Origin of the sequence: Arthrobacter sp. cf158 (assembly GCF_900106835.1) — a bacterium.
Taxonomy (GTDB): Bacteria; Actinomycetota; Actinomycetes; order Actinomycetales; family Micrococcaceae; genus Arthrobacter.
Map to the genome: position 1 here is coordinate 14893 of NZ_FNNR01000001.1, position 21343 is coordinate 36235.

Consider the following 21343-nt stretch of genomic DNA (forward strand, 5'->3'; position numbering starts at 1 on the left):
GATCGGGCCACGCAACGGCCGAATATTAAGTGCGCACAACGTTTGCAAAATTAGTCCGCTGATTTTCCTAACGTGGTGTGGTACCTGGCCGATAGCTGTTCCTGAGCAGGGATCGCTCGATGCATGGCCACGGATTGGCCTTACGACACCACCAGGCAGGACTTTGTGCTTGAATCCGTGACTTCCGCCGCCTTGGCCAGCGCCTTGGACGCGCTTTCCTTGCGCCAGCGGACCATTGCCAACAACATCGCGAATGTGAATACACCCAACTACCACGCCAAAAGGGTCTCCTTTGAGGATCAGTTGGCGGCCTCGGTGCGTTCCGGCGATGGCAACGTGAATGCCACGATCTCCCCGTCCGATGAGCCAACCCGGACCGACGGAAACAACGTCAACCTGGATACCGAAACCCTCTCCAACATCGACACCGTGCTGCGCTACCAGTTCGCCTCGAGGGCCGCAGCCGGAGAATTTACCTCCCTTCGCACCGCGCTGAGGACCAACTGATGACGTTCGATGCCATAGGAATCGCGGGCTCCGCGCTGACTGTCCACCGCAAATGGCTGGATGCGGTCTCGGACAACCTCGCCAACATGAACAACGCCTCCCGCACCGATGGCGAGGCCTTCCGCGCACGCTATGTGGAGGCGGCCGAGGGAAACAACGGTGATGGTGTCTACGTCAAGAGCACACCCCTCGGGGACGGAGAAGGCCGGATCGTCTACCAGCCGGACCACCCCCTGGCTGACGCGGACGGCAATGTGCGCTACCCGGACATCGACATGGCTGAGCAGATGGGCACGCTGATCATCGCCCAGCGTGGCTACCAGGCCAACGCCCAGGTGGTGGATCGGGCACGCGAAACGTACCTGGCCGCCCTCGAGATAGGAAAATCCTGATGGCTTTGGGCCCCCTTGAAGCGATCCAGGGTGTCACAGGCACCGGCTACGTCGGCACGGGGAGCGTCGGGGCTTCCCAAGCGGCCACCACAGGCGGCGACTTTGGCGCCGCGCTGACAGGCGCCGTCGACAATTTGCAGTCCTTGCAGTCAACGTCCAAGGAACTGGCGGTATCCGCGGTCACCGGCAATCTGGATGACATCCACAAAGCCACCCTTGCCTCGACGCGCGCACAGGTCACCTTTGAACTGGTGGCCGCCGTCCGGAACAAGGGTATTGACGCGTTCAACGAGATCATGAGGATGCAGGCCTGATGCCACCCGGGATTACCCAGTTCTTCCGCAAACTTGGCAGCGGAATCCAAGCTTTTTCGCCCGCCCAACGGACCCTCGCGATCCTGGGTGTGGCCGTGCTGGTTCTTGGCGGCGTCGCGCTGACGGCCTGGTTGGGGAAGCCTGCCTACTCGCCGCTGTTTTCCGGGTTGAAGGACACGGACGCCAACAGCATCGTGGAGCAGCTCCGCAAGGACAACATCCCCTACGAGCTGAGCAACGGTGGGTCCACCATCCTGGTCCCCGAGGACAAGGTCTACGACGAACGGCTCAAGGCCGCCGCCGCCGGACTCCCGTCAGCTGCTGCCACCGGATATTCGTTGCTGGACAAACTGGGTGTCACGTCCTCCGAATTCCAGCAGTCGGTCACCTACAAGCGTGCCCTGGAAGGTGAACTGAGCACCACGGTCCAGGCCATGGAGGGCGTCAAGAGCGCCGCTGTCAGGCTCGCGATCCCTGAGAAGTCCGTGTTCGTGGACACTGCACCGGAGGCCACGGCCTCCGTGTTCGTGGAAACCCAGCCCGGCACAACACTCTCTTCTGACAAGGTGCAGGCCATTGTGCACCTGACGTCTGCGGCCATCGAAAACCTGAAGCCCACCAATGTCTCCGTGGTCGATTCGCAAGGAAACGTCCTCTCGACGGTGGGCGGCGGTGCCACCGGATCTTCATCAAAGCAGGCCTCCGACTACCAACAACGCACCTCCGACGCCGTCCGTGCAGTCCTGGACAGCGTGGTGGGACCCGGCAATGCAACAGTGGCCGTCGCCGCAGACGTCACCGCTGAATCCGCCCAGCAGCGCAGCGAAACCTTCACGCCCGCCGCAGACACCCCGGCCCTGAGTGAGTCCACCAAAACCGAAAAGTACACCGGAACCGGCGGCGGAGCTGCGGGCGTCCTCGGCCCGGACAACATCGCAGTCCCGGGCGGCACCGACGGCAACGGAAGCTACGATTCCAGCGACACCACCAAGAACAACGCCGTCAACAAGGTCACTGAAGACCGCACCATCCCGCAAGGCGCCGTGAAACGCCAGACCATCTCCGTGGCCATCAACCAGGCCGCGGCAGGCGGCGTCAACGTGGATTCGGTGCGCGCCCTGGTCACCTCAGCGGCCGGGATCAATGCAGAGCGGGGCGACGTCGTCACGGTGGAAGTGCTGCCGTTCAGCACAGTAGCCGCAGACAAAGCCGCTGAAGCCCTGGGCGCCGCCCAAGCAGACGCGGAAGCTGCCAAGGACGCTGCGCTGATGAACACGCTCATCCTCGCCGGCAGCATCATGCTGGCCGCCATCGCCTTGATCGTCGCGGTGCTCATTACCTTGAAGCGTCGCCAGCGGCGGGAGCCCGTGGACCTTGGCGAGCGGGATCCCTACGACGCCCTCCCGGAAGGCATCCCCACCCCAGCCTTGACCGGGCCGGCCACCACCGCCATCGAACTGACCTCCATCCAGCCCCCGGCTCCCATCCAGCCCACGCCCGCGTTGCCGCTCCCGGGCTCGGACGCTTTGGACGGCGAATTGAAGCGAGCACAGATCGAGGCCATGGTGGCGGACAACCCTGCCCGCACAGCTGAATATCTGCGCGGACTCATGGATGAAAGGCAATCCGTATGAGCCATGCCGTCCCGGAAGCCTCAGCCTTGAACGGAGTCCAAAAGGTAGCGGTGGTGCTCATGCAGATGAGCCCAAGCAGTGCCGCCGCCGTGATGGCGCAGTTCTCCGAATCCGAAGCGGAGGACATCGCCGCCGAGATCGTTCGGCTCCGCCGCGTGTCGTCGGTGGTGGCAGACCACGTCATCAACGAGTTCCACGGACTGGCCGTCAGCGGCCGCCGCACGGCCCGCGGCGGCCAGGAATTCGCCGTCGGACTTCTTGAAGCGTCGTTCGGTGCTGACAAGGCCGCCGGTTTCATGGACCGCCTGGCGTCCACCATGGCCGGAAAATCCTTCGAGTTCCTGGAAATGATGGACCCCGGCCAGATCCTGGCGCTGATCGACGGTGAGCTGCCGCAAACCATCGCACTGATCCTCGCCCACCTGCGGCCGGGCAAAGCTTCAGCAGTGATGTCCGGACTGGGAGACGTGCAACGGATCGAGGTTGCCCGCTGCATCGCCACCATGGGCTCGGCGTCTCCGGAAGCGGTGGGCATCGTGGCTGAAACACTCAAGGTCCGGGCTGGTGCTGTGATGTCGCAACGGAAATCCAACGAGGTCGTCGGCGGCATACAGCCGTTGGTGGACATCATCAACCGCTCCGACGTCAACACTGAACGCTCCGTCCTGGATGGTTTGGGCACGCTGGATCCGGAGCTCGCCACCGAGGTTCGCGCGCGGATGCTCACCTTCGTGGACATCGTGAAGCTGGAGCCGCGGGACATCCAGCAAATCCTCCGCGGGGTCAGCGCCAACGTCCTGGCCGTGGCCATGAAGGGTGCCCCGCCAGTGGTCCTGGACACCGTCCGCGCCAACATGTCCGGCCGCAACCTGGAAATCCTCGAATCCGAAATGGCCGCCTCCGGTCCCGTCCGTGCCTCGCAGGTTGAGGAAGCCCGGGCTGAGATCGTCCGGTCCATCCGCGAGCTCGAAGCCGAAGGTGCCATTGTGGTCCGGCGCGGGGACGAGGACGACTTTGTCTACTGAGCACGTCACCCGCGTCACGTTTCCTTCTGTCAGCGCGCCCGACCGGTCCGGCGAACCCGATCGCGCCTTCGTTCAAGGCCATGCCGCCGGTTACGCCGCAGGGATGCAAGCCGCCGCGGCCCAGCAGCTCCAACTCCAACAGCGCTTGCGGCGTGAGCATGAGGAAATGCTCGACGCCGAGCGCTCGGCTTTGGCGCGGGCGCTCCAGCTTTTGCAGGCGGCAGCCAGCGCGGCGCAGCAGCGCCAGGAAGTCGCTGTGGCAGACGTGCAGGATGTGCTGGCTGCCGGCTCCATGGAGCTTGCCGAAGCAATCCTTGGCTACGAACTTGCCCGGGGAGAGAACACCGCGCACGCCGCGCTGGAACGTGCCCTTGGAACGCAAGGTGGCGGCAGCACCGGCGTCGGACGTGTCACCGCGGTACGCCTCCACCCGCGTGACCTCGAAGTTCTGAAGGCCGCCGGCGCAGCAGACATCGCGGGGGTGCAACTGCAGGCCGATGCCACGCTGAACCCGGGTGACGCCGTCGGGGAGTATCCGAACGGGTGGATCGATGCGCGAATCGGTGCCGCGCTTGAACGGGCCAAGCAGGCCCTGCTGGGAGCCGGGGCGTGAGGCCCCACACGGAGCGCTTCCGTGCAGCTGTGGCTGCCGCCGCCCCGCAGCGGGTAGGGACCGTGACCTCCGTGCTGGGCCTGGGACTGGAAATTGCAGGGCTGGATTGTGCCGTAGGCGAGCTCGTTACCGTCGGCGCGGGCCGTGAAACGCTCGACGCCGAAGTAGTGGCCTCGGTCAGTGGCGCCGTGCGGTGCATGCCCCTTGGCCGGTTGACTGGTGTCGCCGCCGGGGCTCCCGCGCGGGCCAAAGGCACTCCCATGCTGGTGCCCACCGGCGCCGGGTTGTTCGGACGGGTCCTGGATGCCCTGGGCCGGCCCATCGATGGAAAGGGCCCGCTTCCCGTGTCCCGCATGGTGCCCCTGGACCAGGAAGCACCGTCGGCCATGAGCAGGGCACGCATCGACACGCCCCTGCAGACCGGAGTGCGCGTGCTGGACACCATGACCACCCTGGGGCGCGGCCAACGCATGGGCCTCTTCGCTGGCTCAGGCGTGGGAAAGTCCTCCTTGCTGTCCATGGTGGCCCGGGGAACCGACGCCGAAGTGTCAGTGATCGCCTTGGTGGGGGAGCGCGGCCGTGAAGTCCGCGAATTCCTCGAAGACGACCTGGGACCCGAAGGACTTGCCCGCTCCGTGGTGGTGGTTGCCACCTCCGACGAACCAGCCCTCATGCGCCTGCGAGCAGCGGTCACCGCCACCCGCATCGCCGAGTCATTCCGCGAAGCCGGCAAGGACGTGGTGCTCATGATGGACTCCCTGACCCGCGTGGCCATGGCCCAGCGCGAGATCGGCCTCTCCGCAGGCGAGCCGCCCGCCACACGCGGCTACCCGCCCTCCACCTTTTCTGTCCTGGCGAGGCTGCTGGAACGCGCCGGAACCGCGGAAACGGGCTCCGTCACGGGGATCTACACCGTGCTGGTGGACGGTGACGACCACAACGAACCCATCGCCGATGCCGCGCGATCCATCCTGGACGGGCACGTGGTCCTGGACCGGAAACTCGCCGTCACGGGGCATTTCCCCTCTGTTGACGTGTTGGGCTCGGTGTCGCGCGTGGCATCCAAAGTGAACGCGCGTGACAACACTGCGCTCGCCGTCACGCTCCGGCGGGTCCTGGCGGCGCGGCGGGGTGCCCAGGACCTGATCGATGTGGGCGCGTACCGGCACGGCAGCAACCCGCTGGTGGACGCTGCCTTGGATCACGAGGGCGCCATCAACCAGTTCCTGCGGCAGGGCATGGGCGAATCGACTCCCCACAGCCAGTCCTGGGCTGGGCTGTCCCGACTCTCAGCGCACTTTGGACACTTTGAAGGAGCCGCGTGAACCGACAATTCTCCTTGGCCGGACTCTTGAGGCTGCGGCAGGCCGAACAGAAGTCCGCGGAAAGCGGGTTGGCCGCGGCCAACTCCCGTTCGGCATCGTTGCGGGTGCGTCGGGCCGAAGCCCGCGAAGCATTGGCGGATTCCGCCGGGCGGCCCGGCGACTCGGCCTCTCTGCTGGCCATCGCGGCCGCGCGCGCGTCCTCGCAGAGCATGCTGGCAGAGCTTGAGGCCTTGGCCGCCAGCGCCGAGGCCGATGCTGCCGAGGCCCGCGCCGAATACACGGAAGCGAAGCGTCGCGCTGTGGGGCTTGAGAAGCTCGAAGTCCGGCACGACGCCGAATACGCCGCCTCCGCCCTCCGCGCTGAGCAAGGCGTCCTGGATGAAATCGCCTCCACCGCTTGGCACAGGAAGGCCACCTCATGAGCATGACCGACGCCATTGGGCGGATTCAAACCATCGAAGCCTCGCTGCAGCAGCTGGCCCAGGGGGCGCGTGTTTCGGCTGCCTCGTCCTCTTCTTCCTCGGTCAGCGCCGCGTCCGCGGCCGACGCAGCGTCCTTTGCTTCTGCGCTGAGCAGCGCGATGGGGACCTCGTCGTCGTCCGCTTCGCTGGCGTCCGGGTTGAGTGCTGCGGGCTTGGGGTCGCTGCTCCCGGCTGCCGGAAGTACGACGCCGACCTCGGGGGCGGCGGCCGTCGGAGCCAGCGGTGGCGCGGTGTCGGGTGACGCCGTGGTGGCAGCGGCCAAAAAGTACATCGGAGTGCCCTACGTCTGGGGTGGCACCAACCCCGCAGTGGGCATGGACTGCTCCGGCTTTGTCCAAAGGGTCTTCAAGGATCTTGGGGTAGAGCTGCCGCGCGTAGTCAGCGACCAAATGCAGAAGGGCACGCCCGTCGCTTCCTTGGCGGAGGCCAAGCCTGGCGACCTCCTGGTCAGCTACGGCGGCGAACACATCTCCATCTATCTGGGCAACGGCAAGGCCATCGATGCTCCCGTGCCGGGCCAGACCATCCAAATCCGGGATGCTTGGGAGAAGTACTCCAACCTGACGTCGATTCGCCGGATCGTACCGGCCGGGGGCTCGTGATGCAGCCGCTGGTTGGGAGTGGCGGCTCGCGTGTGGGTGCTGGCGCTGCGGGTGCTGGTGGTGCTGCTGGTCGTGCGGGTGCGGGTGCTGGGGCCTTCGAAGCTGTGATGGCTTCCGAGGTAGGGTCTTCTGCCCACTTCGATGGTTCCCTGCCCATTCGTTGGCTGGATCGGCATACTACGCAGGGAACCCCCGAATCGGGTGGTCCTGGGGCGGGCGAAGTTGGGGACGCTGGTGTGCCTGGGGCTGCCCGTGAGCTTGGGGAAGCGGCTGCCCGCGTGGCCGTGGCCGCGGCTGCCGGTGCGCTTGGGGATGCGGCTGGGTCTGGGGATTCCGGTGTGCTTGGGGATGCAGGTGTTTTTGGGGCCTGCGAGGGCGGGTCTTCTGCCCACTTCGATGGTTCGCTGCCCATTCGTTGGCTGGATCGGCACACTACGCAGGGAACCCCCGAACCGGGTGGTCCCGGGGCGGGCGAAGCTGGGCACGCTGGTGTGCCTGGGGCCGCCCGTGAGCTTGGGGAAGCGGCTGCCCGCGTAGCTGCGGCTGCCGGTGCGCTTGGGGATGCGGGTAGGCCTGGGGCCGCCCGTGAGCTTGGGGAAGCAGCTGGGTCTGGGGTTGCCGGTGTTTTTGGGGTCGGCGAGGGTGGGTCTTCTGCCCACTTCGATGGTTCGCTGCCCATTCGACGCTTCCTACCGTCTTCTCCGCAGGGAACCCCCGGATCGGGTGTGCTCGGGGCGGACGTTGCTGGAGTACCCGAGCATGATGATGATGATCCAGACCTGGCCGCTGCAGTCCCCGTAGCTGGGGCTCGCGTTGCGGATGGTGTGACTGGGGTGGCTGCTCCGTTTGTTCAGACTGCTGCACCAATCCCTCCCGCCGGTGGAGTTCCGGCAAACCTGAACCCTGATTCCGAAATCTCGGCGCCGGGCCACTTCGATGCCTCGCTGCCGGTTCGTGGGTTGGAACGGCTCGTTTGGCAGGGAACCTCCGAACCGGGCAGCGACGCGCAGGGCGTCGACACCGTCCGTGCGAATGCGGGCGTGCCTGGGGCCGCTGGGGTGTCCGCCATTGGGAACGCGGGCGTGACTACGGCCGCTGGGCTGTCCGTGGCGGTGCCTGTCTCCGGCGATTCGAGAGTGCCCGTCGGTGCTCAGACCGTTTCAGAGGTTTCTGGGGTTTCAGGGAATGGAGGAGCCGGTGGTGGCCAGGTGTCGCCGGCCCACCTCGATGGCTCCCTGAACGCCGGACCCTTGCTGCCGTCGAATCCGCAGGGAACTCAACAGACGGGGGCGATCCAGGCCCTGGAACCGGCCCAAATCACCGTACACTCTGCAGCAGCGCAGTCCGCAGCAGCACAGCCCGTACCAGTGCAGTCGGCACTCACCGCGGAGCGGGCACTCACTGCACAGCCCGTACCAGCGCAGCCTCTGGCACCACCGGCCGTACCAGTGCGGTCCGCAGCAGCACAGCCCGTACCAGTGCAGTCGGCACTCACCGCGCAGGCCCCGGCAGCTCAGCCCGAGCACACCGCACAGCCCGCACCAGCACAGCCCGGGGCGGCACAACCAGTACCTACCCCGCCCCCAACAGCACAACCAGTACCGGCACAGCCCGAACACACAACCCCGCCCCCAACTGCGCAGCCAGCGCCCATCCTGCCGTTCACGCCCACACTCACACCAACACCCCCGACGACCCCTCAGTCCAGCCCGCAGCCAGCCTTGGCCCCCCAGCTCGCCACACCCCTGTTCTCGCTGGCGTCGGCTGCGCCCGGGGAGCACGTGATGACGATGCGGGTCTCCCCTGAGGACCTTGGACCCCTCACCGTCCGTGCCCACATCGATGGCACAGGGGTGCGTATCGAGTTGTTCGCAGCGGGGGATGCAGGCAGGGAGGCAGTGCGGCACATCCTTCCGGAACTGCGGCGAGGGCTTGAAGATTCAGGGGCCAGCCTGAGCCTCTCTTCCCACAACAGCCCGCCCGACGCCGGCAAGGACGGCCACGGCACTGGTCAAGGCCCGGGCCAGGGCACGGGTCACGGCACAGGCCAAGGCACAGGACCCGGCATGGGATCACGTGATCCGGACGCCCAATCCCGACACTCAAGTGACACCGGGGCAAACGGTGCCGATGACCAACCGCAGCAACGACGCCAGCTGCCACCCGGCGTCGTCCATGACCCAAGTAGTCCACACCGCCTGGACATCCTCGTCTGACGTGAAGGAGAGACAACCATGACCATTTCCGCAATTGCGGCCAACAACGGCGTCGGATCGGGGGAGGCTGTTCGTGCTCCCGTGAAGACCATGGATTCCGAAGTTTTCATGTCCTTGCTGGTCACACAGTTGAGGTACCAGGATCCCAGTGCCCCCATGGACACCAATCAGATGATGAGCCAGTCGGTGCAGCTTTCCATGATGGAGAAAATGACTGAGCTGACGGCGGGCGCCAAGGAGAGCTTCTCGCTGCAGATGCGTACCGCGGCGGCCCAGATCATCGGCACCCAGGTGAGCTACACGCTGTCCGACGGCACCAAAGGCTCGGGCGTTGCCAGTGCCGTGTCCTTTGTCGATGGTGTTCCGACGGTCACCGTGGGGGATGCGAAAGTGCCGTTGGACCTGATCACCGGCATGACTGCGGCCGGGCAGACAAACAGCACCACCACCTGACTCAAACCCACACTTACCCCGAACCAACCCGAAGAAAGGCAACACCATGCTCCGTTCGCTGTACTCCGGAATTTCCGGCCTCCGAGCCCACCAGACCATGCTTGACGTCACCGGCAACAACATCGCCAACGTCAACACCACCGGCTACAAGACGTCGTCGGCCCAGTTCCAGGACACGCTCTCGCAGATGACCCAGGGCGCGGCCGGCCCGCAGCAGGACGTGGGTGGTTCCAACCCGGCGCAGATCGGGCTCGGCGTCCGGGTGGCCGGTGTGAGCACCAACTTCGGCCAGGGTTCATCGCAGAGCACCGGCCGCGGCACTGACCTGATGATTTCCGGCGAGGGCTTCTTTGTCACCGGCAAGGGCACGCAGCAGTACTACACACGTGCGGGCAACTTTCAGATGGACGCTGCGGGCCGCCTGGTCAGTCCCGACGGCGGTATCCTCCAGGGCTGGACGGCCACCAACGGCGTGGTCAACACGGGCGGAGCTACAGGACCCATCACGTTGTCCCCGGACACCACCGCGCCGGCAGTTGCCACGAGCAATGCGACCCTTGGCGGCAACTTGCCGTCGGACGCAGCAGTGGGAACGTCTGTGGAGCGCCAGGTCAAGGTGTACGACGCCAACGGAGCAGAGCGCAGCCTCACGCTGACGTTCAGCCGCTCGGCCACTGGCTGGACGGTGGCCGGGGCGGATGCCAATGGCGCCACGGGTGCTTCCACCCTCACCTTCGCGAATGGAGCGCTGACGTCGGGCGGCACCATGACGGTTGGCGGCATCACCGTGAACATGGGGGCGGTCACCGGATTCGCGCAGATGAGCACCTTGGCGGTCACGGGTCAGAACGGAGCAAAAGCCGGTGAGCTTGAGTCATTCACTCTGGCCGGCGACGGTTCCCTGATCGGTTCCTTCAGCAACGGCGCCAAGGAAGTCCTGGCACGTGTTGCCCTGGCCCGCTTCACCAACCCCGAAGGCCTCGAGAAGGCCGGCGGTTCCACCTACGTTGCCACGGCAAACTCCGGTGCCGCCCAGCTGGGCGTTGCCGGCGAGGGTGGGCTTGGTTCGCTGGCCTCCGGTTCGTTGGAGATGTCCAATGTGGACCTGTCCCAGGAATTCACCAACCTGATTGTGGCGCAGCGTGGTTTCCAGGCCAACGCCCGCATTATCACCACCTCTGATGAGGTCCTGCAGGAACTGAGCAACCTGAAGCGCTAGGCATGGCGGGGGAGGCGGTGATCCGGCCGCCTTCCTAACGCCTGGCCCTTCCCGGCCGACAGTAGGGACAGAACCACCTCCAGCCACAACCCATCCCAGAAACGGCCCATGATCGTTGTCACCCGCCTGAACGGCACACGCTTCGCCGTGAATCCGGACATCCTTGAACGGATCCATGAGAGTCCGGACACCCACTTGGTGACGCTCGACGGCGCCGCTTACGTTGTGCGCGAATCGCTGGCTGAGGTGGTGGAGCTGATCGCAAACTACCGTGCGGGGGTGCTTCGCCGCGCCCACGACCTTCCCGCCGTGACGGGCTATCCGCTGAGCTTGGTCCGGTCCCCGGATGCGGAAGAAGACCCGCACTCCAACCACCCGAACGGAAGGTAGTCCATGACAATCGTCGGTCTGCTGCTGGCTTTTGCATCCGTGGTGGCCATGGTCACCTTGGAGCACGCGAACCTGATGTCGCTGCTCCTGCCCGCGCCCATGATCCTGGTTTTTGGTGCCACCATCGCGGTGGGGCTGGCCGGAAACACCTTCCATGACGTGCTCCAGGCCTTCAAGGATGTTCCCAAGGCGTTCATCGGAAAGCCTGCCAAACCCACGGCGAGCATCGACGAGCTGGTCCGTCTTGCCGAGAAGGCCCGCAGCGACGGCCTGCTGTCCCTCGAAGAGGAAGCCAATAACGCCAAGGACCCGTTCCTGCAGCGCTCGCTGCAAAACATCGCCGACGGCACGGACGCCGAGGAACTGCGCCTCCTCATGGAGGACGAAATCGACACCAAAATGCGTGCCGATCATGTGTCTTCCAAGTTCTTCGCCGCGCTGGGTGGTTATGCACCCACCATTGGCATCATCGGCACTGTGGTCTCGCTGACCCACGTGCTGGAAAACCTGTCCTCGCCCGATCATTTGGGACCGATGATTGCTGCGGCATTCGTGGCCACCCTTTGGGGCCTGCTGTCAGCGAACTTCATTTGGCTGCCGTTGAGTGCCAAGCTCAAGCGCCTGTCCGAGCTGGAAGGAGAGCGGATGACTCTCCTTATGGAGGGCTTGCTCGCCGTGCAAAACGGCACCCAGCCGCTGCTGCTCGCGGAACGGCTGCGGGCCATGGCCCCGGCCGAGGCCAAGGGGAAGTCCAAGGAAACCAAGGATAAAGCGGACGACGCCGGCAGGCCCGGCAAACTTTCGGCATCCAGGGCAGCATGAGGTCCCGCAGGAGACGCGGCGGCCAGCCAGAGGAGCACCACGTCGACGAACGCTGGATGGCCTCCTATATGGACATGGTCACTGTGCTGATGTGTATGTTCATTGTCCTGTTCGCAATGTCGTCGGTGGACCAGGATAAATTCGAGAAACTGCGCAATTCCCTGGCTACAGGCTTCGGCACGCAGATCAGCCAGAAGGTGGACACCGCCACAGGGGTGGTGGTGCCCGCGGAGCTCGCGGCATCGGACGGGGAGGGATTCTCCGCCTTGGATCTGGCGCTGAAGGAAGTGGACAAGCTCACTGCCCTCGAAAACGAGATGAAGGCCAAGCTGGATGCCCAGGGCCTGGGCGCCAACGTGCAGTTCGACGTGGGGGAGCGCGGACTGACCGTGAAGCTGGTGGGTTCCCAAACGTTCTTCCAGCCTGACATGCCGGACCTGACCAACCGTGCGCTGGAGATCCTGAGGACCATCGCACCCACGGTGGTGGGCTCCGGGCTGGAGGTCATGGTGGAGGGCCACGCCGCCAAAGGCATCACTGCCTACGCCTCCACGTGGGAGCTTTCTGCCGCGCGGTCTGTCAACGTCCTGAGGTATTTTGTGGACGATTCCGGCATGCCGCCTGGCCGGATCGGCGCGGTGGCTTTCGGTGCCGCCCGGCAGGTGACGGACGATTCCACTGAGGAGCTCATGGAACTGAACCGGCGGGTGGACGTGGTTTTGCTGTCCGCCAGCCCTGAGGATGTCCGGGCATTGATACCAGGGGCCATTGAGGCGCAGACCCAGGAGTCGGCAGCGGCCGCGAAGGCGGCAAAGTAGTCCTCGGATAGTCGTGGGCAGAATGCCTTACGCGCTGTGCTGACCTGCCGATAGTGCCATCCGTGGGAGAACAGGAAGATCGCGCGGCGGTACGCCAGCGCACTGTGGACGTCTATGACTTCCGCCGACCCACCACCTTGCCCCGCCAGCACAGCCGGGTGCTGGAAGTGGCTTTTGAAACTTTCGCCCGCCAGTGGGGCACGCAGCTCACGGCCAAGGTCCGGTTGAAATCCACTGCCACGCTGGAACAGCTGAGCATGCAGAGCTACGACGAGTACTCCGCGTCCCTCCCGTCCATCACGTCCATGGTGTTGTGCCGGATAGATGGCAGCGAGTCCCGGCTGGTCATCCAGTTTCCCGCGACGGCCGCACTTTCCTGGCTGAGCCGAATGCTCGGTGGCTCAACGGACACCGCGGTACCGGAACGGAAGTTCACGCAGATTGAACATGCGCTGCTTTCCCGGATGGTAGAGGAAGTGCTGGAGGATCTCCGGTATTCATTGGGCAACCTCCTCACCCAGACGGTGGCGATGGATGGCATTCAGTACAATTCCCAGTTTGCGCAGGCAGCGGCGCCATCGGAACTCATGATCGTGGCCTCCTTCAGCGTCAATGTGGGCGAGAACCAATGTGCCGCCACTCTGGCCGTTCCTGCCGATGTGCTCCTTTCCAGGCTGGGCGACGTGAACCCCACCGTCCATAGCGTGGACAACGAGGCATTGGTCCGGGCGCAACTTGCCCAGGTTCCGGTGGATGTTGCCGTCCAGTTGACCCCCGCGCCGGTGACACCCGCGCAGATCCTGGGGCTCGCCGTCGGCGATGTCCTGCACCTGCCGCATCTGGAAAACCGTCCGTTCGACGTCACTATCAACGGCACCCGCCTGGCTACGGCCGCGGCTGCCCGCCACGGCTCCAGGGCCGCCGCCGTCATCGTCACAACCGAGGAGCACCAGCGATGAGCAACATCTTGACCCTTCAGGCGGCGGCAGCCGAACGTCTAGCCCTGCATCTGCCGAGTGCTTCCACGCTGCGCGTTGCGGGCATCGTCCCGGCGCAGGACGCAACCGCCTATGCCTCACCTGCCGTGACGGCCACGTTTGTGGGTGCCTCGACTGCCGACTTCGCCCTGCTACTGGTGGACCGTTCGTTCCTGGCCTCCGCAGGAGGCTCCGGGCTGGTGGGTGCCGTGTCCGCCGTCCACGTCCTGCGTCCCGCTTTGGAACAGGCCGCGTCCGCGTTCGACGCCGGTGTGCTGGGGGAGTTGCGGGAAGAAGACGCCGCCGGGCTGCTGTCCGATCCGGGAACTGCGGTGTTCGAACTCAGGGACGCCCATCAGGCGAACGACGGCGGTGCCCCCTTTGCGTGGTTCGCTGTCCGCGTGCGGGACAACGGCGGCACCCTGAACACGGCCCGCGCCGGTCAGGACAGTGACGTGGCTGCCAGGCTGGGCCTCATCAGCAGTGTGGAAATGGCGTTGACTGTGGAGATTGGACGTACCCGGATGTCTGTCCGGGACGCCCTGGCACTGGAGCCCGGACGCGTCATTGAGTTGGACCGCTCTGCCGGTGCGCCCGCGGATGTGCTGCTCAACGGACGGTTGATCGCCCACGGTGAAGTAGTGGTGGTGGACCAGGACTACGCAGTCCGCATCACCCGCATCCTGGACGGGGCAGAGGGAACGCTGTAGATGGACTCATTCATCCTCGGCCTGCGGGTGCTGGTTGCCCTCGGCGCTGTTTTGGGGCTGATCTGGTTCGTCCAGAAGCGCCTCGGCAAAGGTAAGGGAAGGCGTCGGGCCGATGCTGCGCTTACTGTTGTGAGCCGCCAAGTGGTGGGCCAGAAAGCCTCGGTGGTGGTGGTCGACGCCGGCCACAAACGCTTCCTCCTGGGGGTCACGGAGCATGCGGTGACTGTGTTGGACAGCAGTGACGCGCCCGTAGTCGTTCCGGAAGCTGCCGAAGCTGTGGAGGAACAGACTCCGGCCAGCTTTGCGGAACTGTTCCGGCAGGCTTCGGGTGAGCCTGTGCCAATGCCACGTGCTGATCCGCTGGGGCCAGTGACGGGATCACTGCCCGTGTTGCGTCGGCGCAGCGAACTCCACCGGGGCGGCCAGCCGCACCGCGCGGTTGATTCCGCCCGGCAGGCGCCGCCGATGCACGGTTCCATTCTGTCCGCCTCCACTTGGCGCCAAGCCTCGGATGCCTTCAGGGGACGCCGCAATTGAACCGAACCGCTGGTTTGGGCTTGGCCCCCCGGAGATGGCTTGCCGGGCTGCGACCCTGGTCCGTGCTGTGGGTTGCCCTCCTCACGGCAGCTTTGTTGTGGCTGGGCATGGCGGCGGCGCAAGCGACACCCATCGACCCCACCCAGCCCACTCCGCCAACCCCGCCCGCGGCGCCTGGAGCGGGCGGTAACGTCAGCATTGACATCAACGGGCTGGACGGGACACCTTCCACTGCCGTTGTGACCCTCATCGGGATCACGCTGCTGTCCGTGGCCCCGGCGCTGCTGCTCATGATGACCTCGTTCACCAAGATCTTCGTTGTCCTGGCCATGACCCGGAACGCTTTGTCCTTGCCGGCCATCCCACCCAACCAGGTCCTGGCCGGCCTGGCGTTGTTCCTCTCCTTGTTTGTGATGTGGCCGGTGGTGTCTGACATCAACACGGTGGCGGTGCAGCCCTACCTGAACGGCGGGCTGGACTTCAACGGTGCGATGAGCGCCGGGTGGTCCCCGCTTCAGCACTTCATGTTGGCCCACACCCGTGAAGAGGACATCGCGCTGATGACCCGGGCCGCGAAGATGGATAATCCGGCCAACCCCGAGTCCGTCCCGTTCCAGACCCTGGTCCCGGCGTTCATGATTTCCGAACTCCGTGCCGCGTTCATCATCGGGTTCGTCATCTTCATCCCGTTCCTGGTGATCGACCTCGTGGTCTCGGCCGCCCTGATGTCCATGGGCATGATGATGCTTCCGCCGGTGATGATTTCACTGCCCTTCAAGATCCTGTTGTTTGTCCTGGTGGACGGTTGGGGAATGGTCATTACCTCCCTGATCCAGAGTTATTCGAGCGGCTGATGGATACGAATGCAGTCCTGGACATCTGTCTCCAGGCCATGATTATTGCCGCAAAGCTTGCAGCGCCAACCCTCATTACCGCCTTGGTGGTTGGCCTGGCCATTTCCCTGTTGCAATCCATCACCCAATTGCAGGAAGCCACATTGTCGTTCGTCCCCAAGGCGGTGGCGGTGGCCATTGCCTTGGTGGTTTGCGGCCATTGGATGATTTCCGAAATGGTCGCCTTTACCAACGAATTGTTCGCCCGCATCCCAGGACTGATCGGCGGAGCGTGAGGTGGACATTCCCATCGACCAGTCGTGGATCCAGGTGCTGCTGTTGGCCTCGGTCCGCATGACGGCTTTCCTGGTGGTGGCTCCGCCGTTCGCCCACCACGCCATCCCGGCCCGCATCAAAGCGATGCTGGGGATCGGACTGGGGCTTGCCGTTTCGCAGCGGCTTTCTGCCGGCTCTGTCCCCGCGGATACGGCCGGCTTCATCATGGCCGTGGTTCTCGAGTTGGTCACGGGCCTGTTTCTCGGCTTCCTGGTGATGGTGATTTTTGCCGCGATCCAGTCCGCCGGCAGCTTGGTGGACCTGTTCAGCGGTTTTCAGATGGCCCAGGCTTTCGATCCTCAGATGATGGTCAACGGGGCCCAGTTCACCCGGCTGATGCAGATGGCGGCGTTGGCTCTGCTTTTTGCCTCGGACGGGTACCAGATGGTGATCGGCGGCCTCACGGGAAGCTTCAATGCCTTGCCGCTGGCAGGCGGCATCGATCTCAGCAAATCCGTCGACGCCATGATTACGGCCCTCACCGGGATGTTCCTCGCAGCGGTCCAGATCGCCGGCCCACTGCTGGTGGTCCTTGTGCTCGCAGATGTGGGACTCGGCCTCCTGACCCGTGTGGCCCCGGCACTCAACGCCTTCGCCCTCGGGTTCCCGTTGAAGATCTTCATCACGCTGGCGCTTGCCGGCTTCTTGTTCCTGGCGCTGCCCAGGTTGGTGGCCATCCTCGCCGAGCAAGCGGCCAAGACTCTGATGGGGGTGGGCTGAGTGGCGGATTCACAGGAGAAAACCGAGCAGGCCACGGACAAACGCATGCGCGAGGTCCGGGAGAAGGGCCAGCTCTCCAGGTCGCAGGACCTCATGGCGTGGCTGGCTGTGGGTGCCGCTGCCGCGATGCTTCCGGCCACCATTGACCACGCTTCCAACGCCGCCGTGGACCAATTGTTCACGGTGAAGAGCGTCATTGCTGAGCCCGAGCCCGCCAAAGCTGTTGCAGCACTGGAAGCGGGGCTGGGTTCCTTGGCTGGAATCCTGGGGCCGTTGCTGCTGGTTGTCACGGTGGTGGTGTTGGCGGGATCGGCCTTGCAGGGTGGCATCCGTTTCAAGAAGTTCCGTGCGGAGTTCGAGCATTTCAACCTGCTCGCGGGCTTCAAGAGGATGTTTGGTGGCCAGGCACTTTGGGGAGGTGTCAAAGCGTTGCTGAAGACCGCCGTCGTGGGTCTTGTCCTCTACGCCGTGGTGCAGGGGCTGATGCCCGTGCTGTTGACGGCCGGCGGGCTCCCCGTGGCCGGTGTGCTGGCTGCCGCTGCCGGCGGAATCGGTGCGCTCATCCAGTTCGCCGTAGCTGCGGGCTTAGTGTTGGCTGCCGCGGACATTTTTGTGGTGATGCGCCGCAACCGCAAGAAGACCCGGATGTCCAAAAAAGAAGTCCAGGACGAGAACAAGAACACCGACGGTGATCCCCTCATCAAATCGCAGCGACGCTCGCGCCAACTCAGCATGAGCCGCAACCGCATGATCGGCGCGATCGGGGACGCCGATGTGGTGCTGGTCAACCCGACGCACGTGGCAGTTGCGTTGAAGTACGACGCCGGCAAATCGGCACCACGCGTCGTGGCCAAGGGCTCCGGGCTGATCGCTGCCCGCATCAGGGAAGAAGCCGAGACCAAAGGAGTGCCCATGGTCCAGGACATCCCCCTGGCGCGGGCCCTGCACTCGGCGTGCGAGCTGGGCCAGGAGATTCCGGTTGAGCTGTACCGCTCGGTTGCGGCAGTCCTGGCATTCGTGATGTCGCTCAAAACGCGGGGCACTGCACGGGGGATTCATCAGATGAGAGAGAGCTTCCAGCCATGAGCAATAACAAGTTCGCCCGGCTTTCGGTGCCGGTGGGAATTGTGGGCATCGTCCTGCTGCTGGTTGTTCCCCTGCCGGCGCCCCTGCTGGACTTCCTGATTGTCTGCAACATCCTGCTGGCACTCCTGATCCTGCTCACCAGCATGTTCGTGAAGAAGCCGCTGGATTTCTCGGTGTTCCCTTCGCTGCTGCTCGTTGCCACCCTGTTCCGGCTGGGACTGAACGTGGCCTCCACGCGGTTGGTGCTGGGCCAAGGTTTCGCCGGCCAGGTCATCGAGGCTTTCGGCAAGGTCACCGTGGGCGGCTCGCTGATCATAGGTGCAGTGGTGTTCCTCATCCTGGTGGTCATCCAGTTTGTGGTGGTCACCAAGGGTGCTGAACGTGTTGCCGAGGTGGGTGCACGCTTCACCCTGGATGCCATGCCGGGCAAGCAGATGGCCATTGATGCGGACCTCAACGCCGGACTCATCACGGACGCCCAAGCCCGTAAACGTCGTGCCGAAGTCTCTGCGGAAGCCGACTTCTACGGCGCAATGGACGGTGCTTCCAAGTTCGTGAAGGGCGATGCCATCGCGGGCATCATCATTATCATCATCAACTTCGTAGGCGGTATCGCCATCGGTGTGCTGCAGCGCGGCATGGATGCCGGCGATGCCCTGAACACCTATGGCCTCCTGACCATGGGTGATGGCCTGGTCACCCAGATTCCAGCCCTGCTCATGGCTGTCTCCACCGGCATGATCGTCACCCGCTCCAATGCCGAAGAGGACATGGGCCGTACGGCTTCCTCACAACTGATGCAGTCGCCCAACGCCCTGTTGATCGCCGGGCTGGCCGCCGGAAGCATGGCCCTCATTCCGGGCATGCCCATCCTTCCGTTCGTGGTGGTGGGAGCGCTGCTGGTTCTCGCCTCGCGCCGGGTAGCCAGCCAGCAGAAGCTCCAGGCGGAGGCCCAGGAAGCGGAGAGCGCTGCCTCAGTGATGGGGGAGGAAGATCCCAACGAGCGGCTCATGGAGGACATGCGCGTCCACCCCGTGGAGATCCTGCTGGCTCCGGACCTGGTGGACATCGTGTCCGGCGCCTCCGATGACCTGCTGGCCCGCGTCCGGTCACTCCGCCACAAGATCGCGATGGAACTCGGACTCGTGGTTCCGCCCGTACGTACCCGCGATGCCATGGACCTGCCGCCGTCCACCTACGCCATCCGCATCGCCGGCGTCGAGGCCGGAAGGGGAGTGGCGCCGTCGGGCAAGCTGCTCGCCTTGGGCGAATTCCTGGACGCCCTTCCCGGAACCGCCACCATAGAACCCGTGTTTGGCCTGTCCGGCAAATGGGTTCCCACGGAGATGCGGCACAGCGCCGAAATGACCGGGGCCACCGTGATCGACCGTGTATCCGTGCTGGTCACACACCTGTCCTCGATCATCTCGGCCAATGCAGCCCGGCTCCTCACCCGCGAAGACGTCCGAGTGCTCACGGAAGGCGTCCGCAAGCAGAGCCCGTCTGCCGTGGAGGAACTGACGCCAAGTCTGATGTCCTTGGCCGAAATCCAGCGCGTGCTGCAGGGCCTCCTGGACGAGCAGGTCCCCATCAACGATCTCCCGCGGATTTACGAGGCACTCGCGCTGCGGGCCAAGGTGTCCACCGATCCGGAGGCACTCATCGAGTCTGCGCGTCACGCCCTGGGGCCGGTGCTGGCCAACAAGTACCTCGACGGCGCGGTGCTCAACGTGATCATGATCGATCCTCTGCTGGAACAGTCCATGCTGGAGGACATGCGTCCGGCAGAAGGCGGAACGCAAATCGTCATGGGGCAAGCCAAGCTCGACGCCGTCCTCACGTCGCTTAAGTCGGCGGTGGAGGGTGCTGCCGCTGCCGGCAGGGAAGCCGTGCTGGTGTGCGCCCCCGCTTTGCGGCCCGCCATCCACCGGCTGGTTGCTGCTCCCGAAGGCGGAGTCCCTGTCCTGTCGTACCGGGAAGTGACGTCAGCAAACATCCGCATCGAAACAGTGGGGGTGGTCCGCTATGCAGAAGCGCTTCAAGCTTAGTGGCGCATCCCTGGAAGCCATCAGGGCCAAAGCACTTCAGCAGTACGGGCCAGGAGCCAGGATTGTTGCTGCGGAGAAGGTCACCAATCCGGGCATTGCAGGGTTGTTCGCCGCAGCCAGGTTCGAGGCAACGGTGGAGGTGGCGGAAGTTCCCTCGGCGGGTACTGAGTCGCCGCCTCCCGCAGCATCCAGCCCCGCGCTCGAGCTTCATGGCCCCGCGCACGAGCTTCATGGCCCCGCCATTGCGGCCCTCCTGGAGCGTGCCGACGCCGCCGAACTTGAGCTTCACAAGCCCGCCCCTGCTCCAGTCTCCACCGCATCCCCGGACTTCGCAGGCCTGCTGGAACAACTGGGCAAGGAACTCCAACCAGCATCGCCGGCGCCCACCATGCCGGCTGGGGTGGCGTTGCCGACGTCGAACGCTGTTCCCGTTCCCGTCTCTGTTCCTGTCCCCATGACGGGCGCCGGCAACCTCGTCGTCCTCCTCGGCCTGGGCGACGACGCCCTGGGACCGGCCCTGGAAATGTCCATCGCGGCAGGCGGCTCCGACGTCCGCACCGCAGGCCAGCTCAGTGCCTACGGCCACCTCCATGTGCAAGGCCGTCACAGCGCGACGGCGGCACGCGCCCAAGCCGTGCTGACCGGGCAAACCGTGGTGGTTGCGTTCGGACTCGGCCGCCCCCGTGACGTGCCGGCGGCCGTGGCCCACATCGCAAGCCTCGCGGCCGACCAGCTGTGGATCGTCGCCGACGCACGGCGCAAGGCAGAAGACAGCAAAATCTGGGTACAGGCATTGCAGGACATGCTTGCCGGCGAGTCCGTGGCCGTGGACGCCCTCGCGGTGATCGGCGCCTCGGAAACGTCGACGCCGGAAACGGTGGACACTCTGGGCATCCCTGTCGGTTGGGTGGACGGCAATCCGGCCACAGCACCGGCCATAGGAAAGGTACATTGAAAGCATGTTGGTACTGACGCGTAAGCCGGGCGAAAAGATCATGATCGGGGACGACATCGTCATCACGGTCATGGAAGGGCGCGGCGACGGCGTTCGGATCGGAATCGAGGCTCCACGGGGTGTGTCCATCCAACGGAGCGAAGTAGTGGCGGCCATCGCCGCGGCCAACCTCGCTGCCACCCAGACGGGTCCCGACGCCGAGAACCTCCTGGCAGCCCTCCGCCCCCCTGCCCCCACCACCGACTAGCACCCTCTCTCACCTTTCGTCGGTTTTTGGCCGATCCTCTCTCACCGTTGGTGGGTTTTTGGGTGATCCTCTCTCACCGTTG

General features: G+C 64.9%; 25 protein-coding genes. All 25 read left to right on the top strand.

Annotated elements, in window-relative coordinates:
• Positions 1–165 precede the first annotated feature (165 nt).
• The 25 genes from flgB (at position 166) to csrA (ending at position 21261) form a co-directional block, all read left to right on the top strand.
• Complete coding sequence (gene flgB / locus BLW08_RS00100; protein ID WP_090820720.1) at positions 166–507, top strand: flagellar basal body rod protein FlgB; 342 nt, start codon at positions 166–168, stop codon at positions 505–507.
• Positions 507–899, top strand: a complete 393-nt coding sequence (locus tag BLW08_RS00105; RefSeq protein ID WP_090820532.1) for a flagellar basal body rod protein FlgC — start codon at positions 507–509, stop codon at positions 897–899. Before flgB ends, BLW08_RS00105 begins: the two co-directional genes overlap by 1 nt.
• Positions 899–1213, top strand: coding sequence for a flagellar hook-basal body complex protein FliE (locus tag BLW08_RS00110; protein WP_090820530.1), 315 nt, complete (start codon positions 899–901; stop codon positions 1211–1213). The genes BLW08_RS00105 and BLW08_RS00110 overlap by 1 nt, the downstream gene beginning before the upstream one ends.
• The gene (gene fliF / locus BLW08_RS00115) at positions 1213–2847 is read left to right on the top strand and encodes a flagellar basal-body MS-ring/collar protein FliF (protein WP_091322662.1); all 1635 of its coding nucleotides are present in this window, start codon (positions 1213–1215) and stop codon (positions 2845–2847) included. The genes BLW08_RS00110 and fliF overlap by 1 nt, the downstream gene beginning before the upstream one ends.
• A complete protein-coding gene (fliG, locus tag BLW08_RS00120; RefSeq protein ID WP_090820526.1) occupies positions 2844–3872 on the top strand; it encodes a flagellar motor switch protein FliG in 1029 nt (342 codons plus the stop codon). The genes fliF and fliG overlap by 4 nt, the downstream gene beginning before the upstream one ends.
• The gene (locus BLW08_RS00125) at positions 3862–4485 is read left to right on the top strand and encodes a FliH/SctL family protein (RefSeq protein ID WP_091322664.1); all 624 of its coding nucleotides are present in this window, start codon (positions 3862–3864) and stop codon (positions 4483–4485) included. Before fliG ends, BLW08_RS00125 begins: the two co-directional genes overlap by 11 nt.
• Complete coding sequence (locus BLW08_RS00130; protein ID WP_091322665.1) at positions 4482–5810, top strand: FliI/YscN family ATPase; 1329 nt, start codon at positions 4482–4484, stop codon at positions 5808–5810. The genes BLW08_RS00125 and BLW08_RS00130 overlap by 4 nt, the downstream gene beginning before the upstream one ends.
• Positions 5807–6232, top strand: a complete 426-nt coding sequence (locus BLW08_RS00135; protein WP_091322667.1) for a flagellar FliJ family protein — start codon at positions 5807–5809, stop codon at positions 6230–6232. The genes BLW08_RS00130 and BLW08_RS00135 overlap by 4 nt, the downstream gene beginning before the upstream one ends.
• Positions 6229–6894 (top strand): C40 family peptidase, encoded by a 666-nt coding sequence (locus BLW08_RS24230; RefSeq protein WP_090820518.1) that lies wholly within the window; start codon positions 6229–6231, stop codon positions 6892–6894. Before BLW08_RS00135 ends, BLW08_RS24230 begins: the two co-directional genes overlap by 4 nt.
• Complete coding sequence (locus tag BLW08_RS23765) at positions 6894–9110, top strand: flagellar hook-length control protein FliK (protein WP_091322668.1); 2217 nt, start codon at positions 6894–6896, stop codon at positions 9108–9110. The genes BLW08_RS24230 and BLW08_RS23765 overlap by 1 nt, the downstream gene beginning before the upstream one ends.
• Positions 9111–9128: 18 nt before the next feature.
• Entirely contained in the window at positions 9129–9563 is a 435-nt protein-coding gene (locus tag BLW08_RS00150; protein ID WP_091322669.1) for a flagellar hook assembly protein FlgD, read from the top strand.
• A 46-nt stretch (positions 9564–9609) separates the two neighbouring features.
• The gene (locus tag BLW08_RS00155; protein WP_090820512.1) at positions 9610–10782 is read left to right on the top strand and encodes a flagellar hook protein FlgE; all 1173 of its coding nucleotides are present in this window, start codon (positions 9610–9612) and stop codon (positions 10780–10782) included.
• Between the two features lie 108 nt (positions 10783–10890).
• A complete protein-coding gene (locus tag BLW08_RS00160) occupies positions 10891–11172 on the top strand; it encodes a flagellar FlbD family protein (protein WP_090820510.1) in 282 nt (93 codons plus the stop codon).
• A 3-nt stretch (positions 11173–11175) separates the two neighbouring features.
• Positions 11176–11994 carry a motility protein A gene (locus BLW08_RS00165; protein WP_091322671.1) on the top strand — a complete coding sequence of 273 codons (819 nt, stop codon included), beginning with the start codon at positions 11176–11178 and terminating at the stop codon, positions 11992–11994.
• Positions 11991–12812 carry an OmpA/MotB family protein gene (locus tag BLW08_RS00170; RefSeq protein WP_090820506.1) on the top strand — a complete coding sequence of 274 codons (822 nt, stop codon included), beginning with the start codon at positions 11991–11993 and terminating at the stop codon, positions 12810–12812. The genes BLW08_RS00165 and BLW08_RS00170 overlap by 4 nt, the downstream gene beginning before the upstream one ends.
• Before the next feature lie 62 nt (positions 12813–12874).
• On the top strand, positions 12875–13771 hold the full coding sequence (locus BLW08_RS00175) for a flagellar motor switch protein FliM (RefSeq protein WP_091322674.1): 897 nt from the start codon (positions 12875–12877) through the stop codon (positions 13769–13771).
• The gene (fliN, locus tag BLW08_RS00180) at positions 13768–14499 is read left to right on the top strand and encodes a flagellar motor switch protein FliN (protein WP_091322676.1); all 732 of its coding nucleotides are present in this window, start codon (positions 13768–13770) and stop codon (positions 14497–14499) included. The genes BLW08_RS00175 and fliN overlap by 4 nt, the downstream gene beginning before the upstream one ends.
• On the top strand, positions 14500–15036 hold the full coding sequence (locus BLW08_RS00185) for a FliO/MopB family protein (RefSeq protein ID WP_090820503.1): 537 nt from the start codon (positions 14500–14502) through the stop codon (positions 15034–15036).
• A 107-nt stretch (positions 15037–15143) separates the two neighbouring features.
• Positions 15144–15890 carry a flagellar type III secretion system pore protein FliP gene (gene fliP / locus BLW08_RS00190; protein ID WP_090820716.1) on the top strand — a complete coding sequence of 249 codons (747 nt, stop codon included), beginning with the start codon at positions 15144–15146 and terminating at the stop codon, positions 15888–15890.
• Complete coding sequence (fliQ, locus tag BLW08_RS00195) at positions 15890–16165, top strand: flagellar biosynthesis protein FliQ (protein WP_090820501.1); 276 nt, start codon at positions 15890–15892, stop codon at positions 16163–16165. The genes fliP and fliQ overlap by 1 nt, the downstream gene beginning before the upstream one ends.
• A gap of 1 nt (position 16166) precedes the next feature.
• Positions 16167–16925 carry a flagellar biosynthetic protein FliR gene (locus BLW08_RS00200; RefSeq protein WP_091322678.1) on the top strand — a complete coding sequence of 253 codons (759 nt, stop codon included), beginning with the start codon at positions 16167–16169 and terminating at the stop codon, positions 16923–16925.
• A complete protein-coding gene (locus BLW08_RS00205; RefSeq protein ID WP_091322680.1) occupies positions 16926–18011 on the top strand; it encodes an EscU/YscU/HrcU family type III secretion system export apparatus switch protein in 1086 nt (361 codons plus the stop codon).
• On the top strand, positions 18008–20059 hold the full coding sequence (locus BLW08_RS00210) for a flagellar biosynthesis protein FlhA (RefSeq protein ID WP_090820495.1): 2052 nt from the start codon (positions 18008–18010) through the stop codon (positions 20057–20059). Before BLW08_RS00205 ends, BLW08_RS00210 begins: the two co-directional genes overlap by 4 nt.
• Entirely contained in the window at positions 20037–21014 is a 978-nt protein-coding gene (locus BLW08_RS00215; RefSeq protein ID WP_091322683.1) for a hypothetical protein, read from the top strand. Before BLW08_RS00210 ends, BLW08_RS00215 begins: the two co-directional genes overlap by 23 nt.
• A gap of 4 nt (positions 21015–21018) precedes the next feature.
• Positions 21019–21261 (top strand): carbon storage regulator CsrA, encoded by a 243-nt coding sequence (gene csrA, locus BLW08_RS00220; protein ID WP_090820491.1) that lies wholly within the window; start codon positions 21019–21021, stop codon positions 21259–21261.
• Positions 21262–21343: the final 82 nt, after the last annotated feature.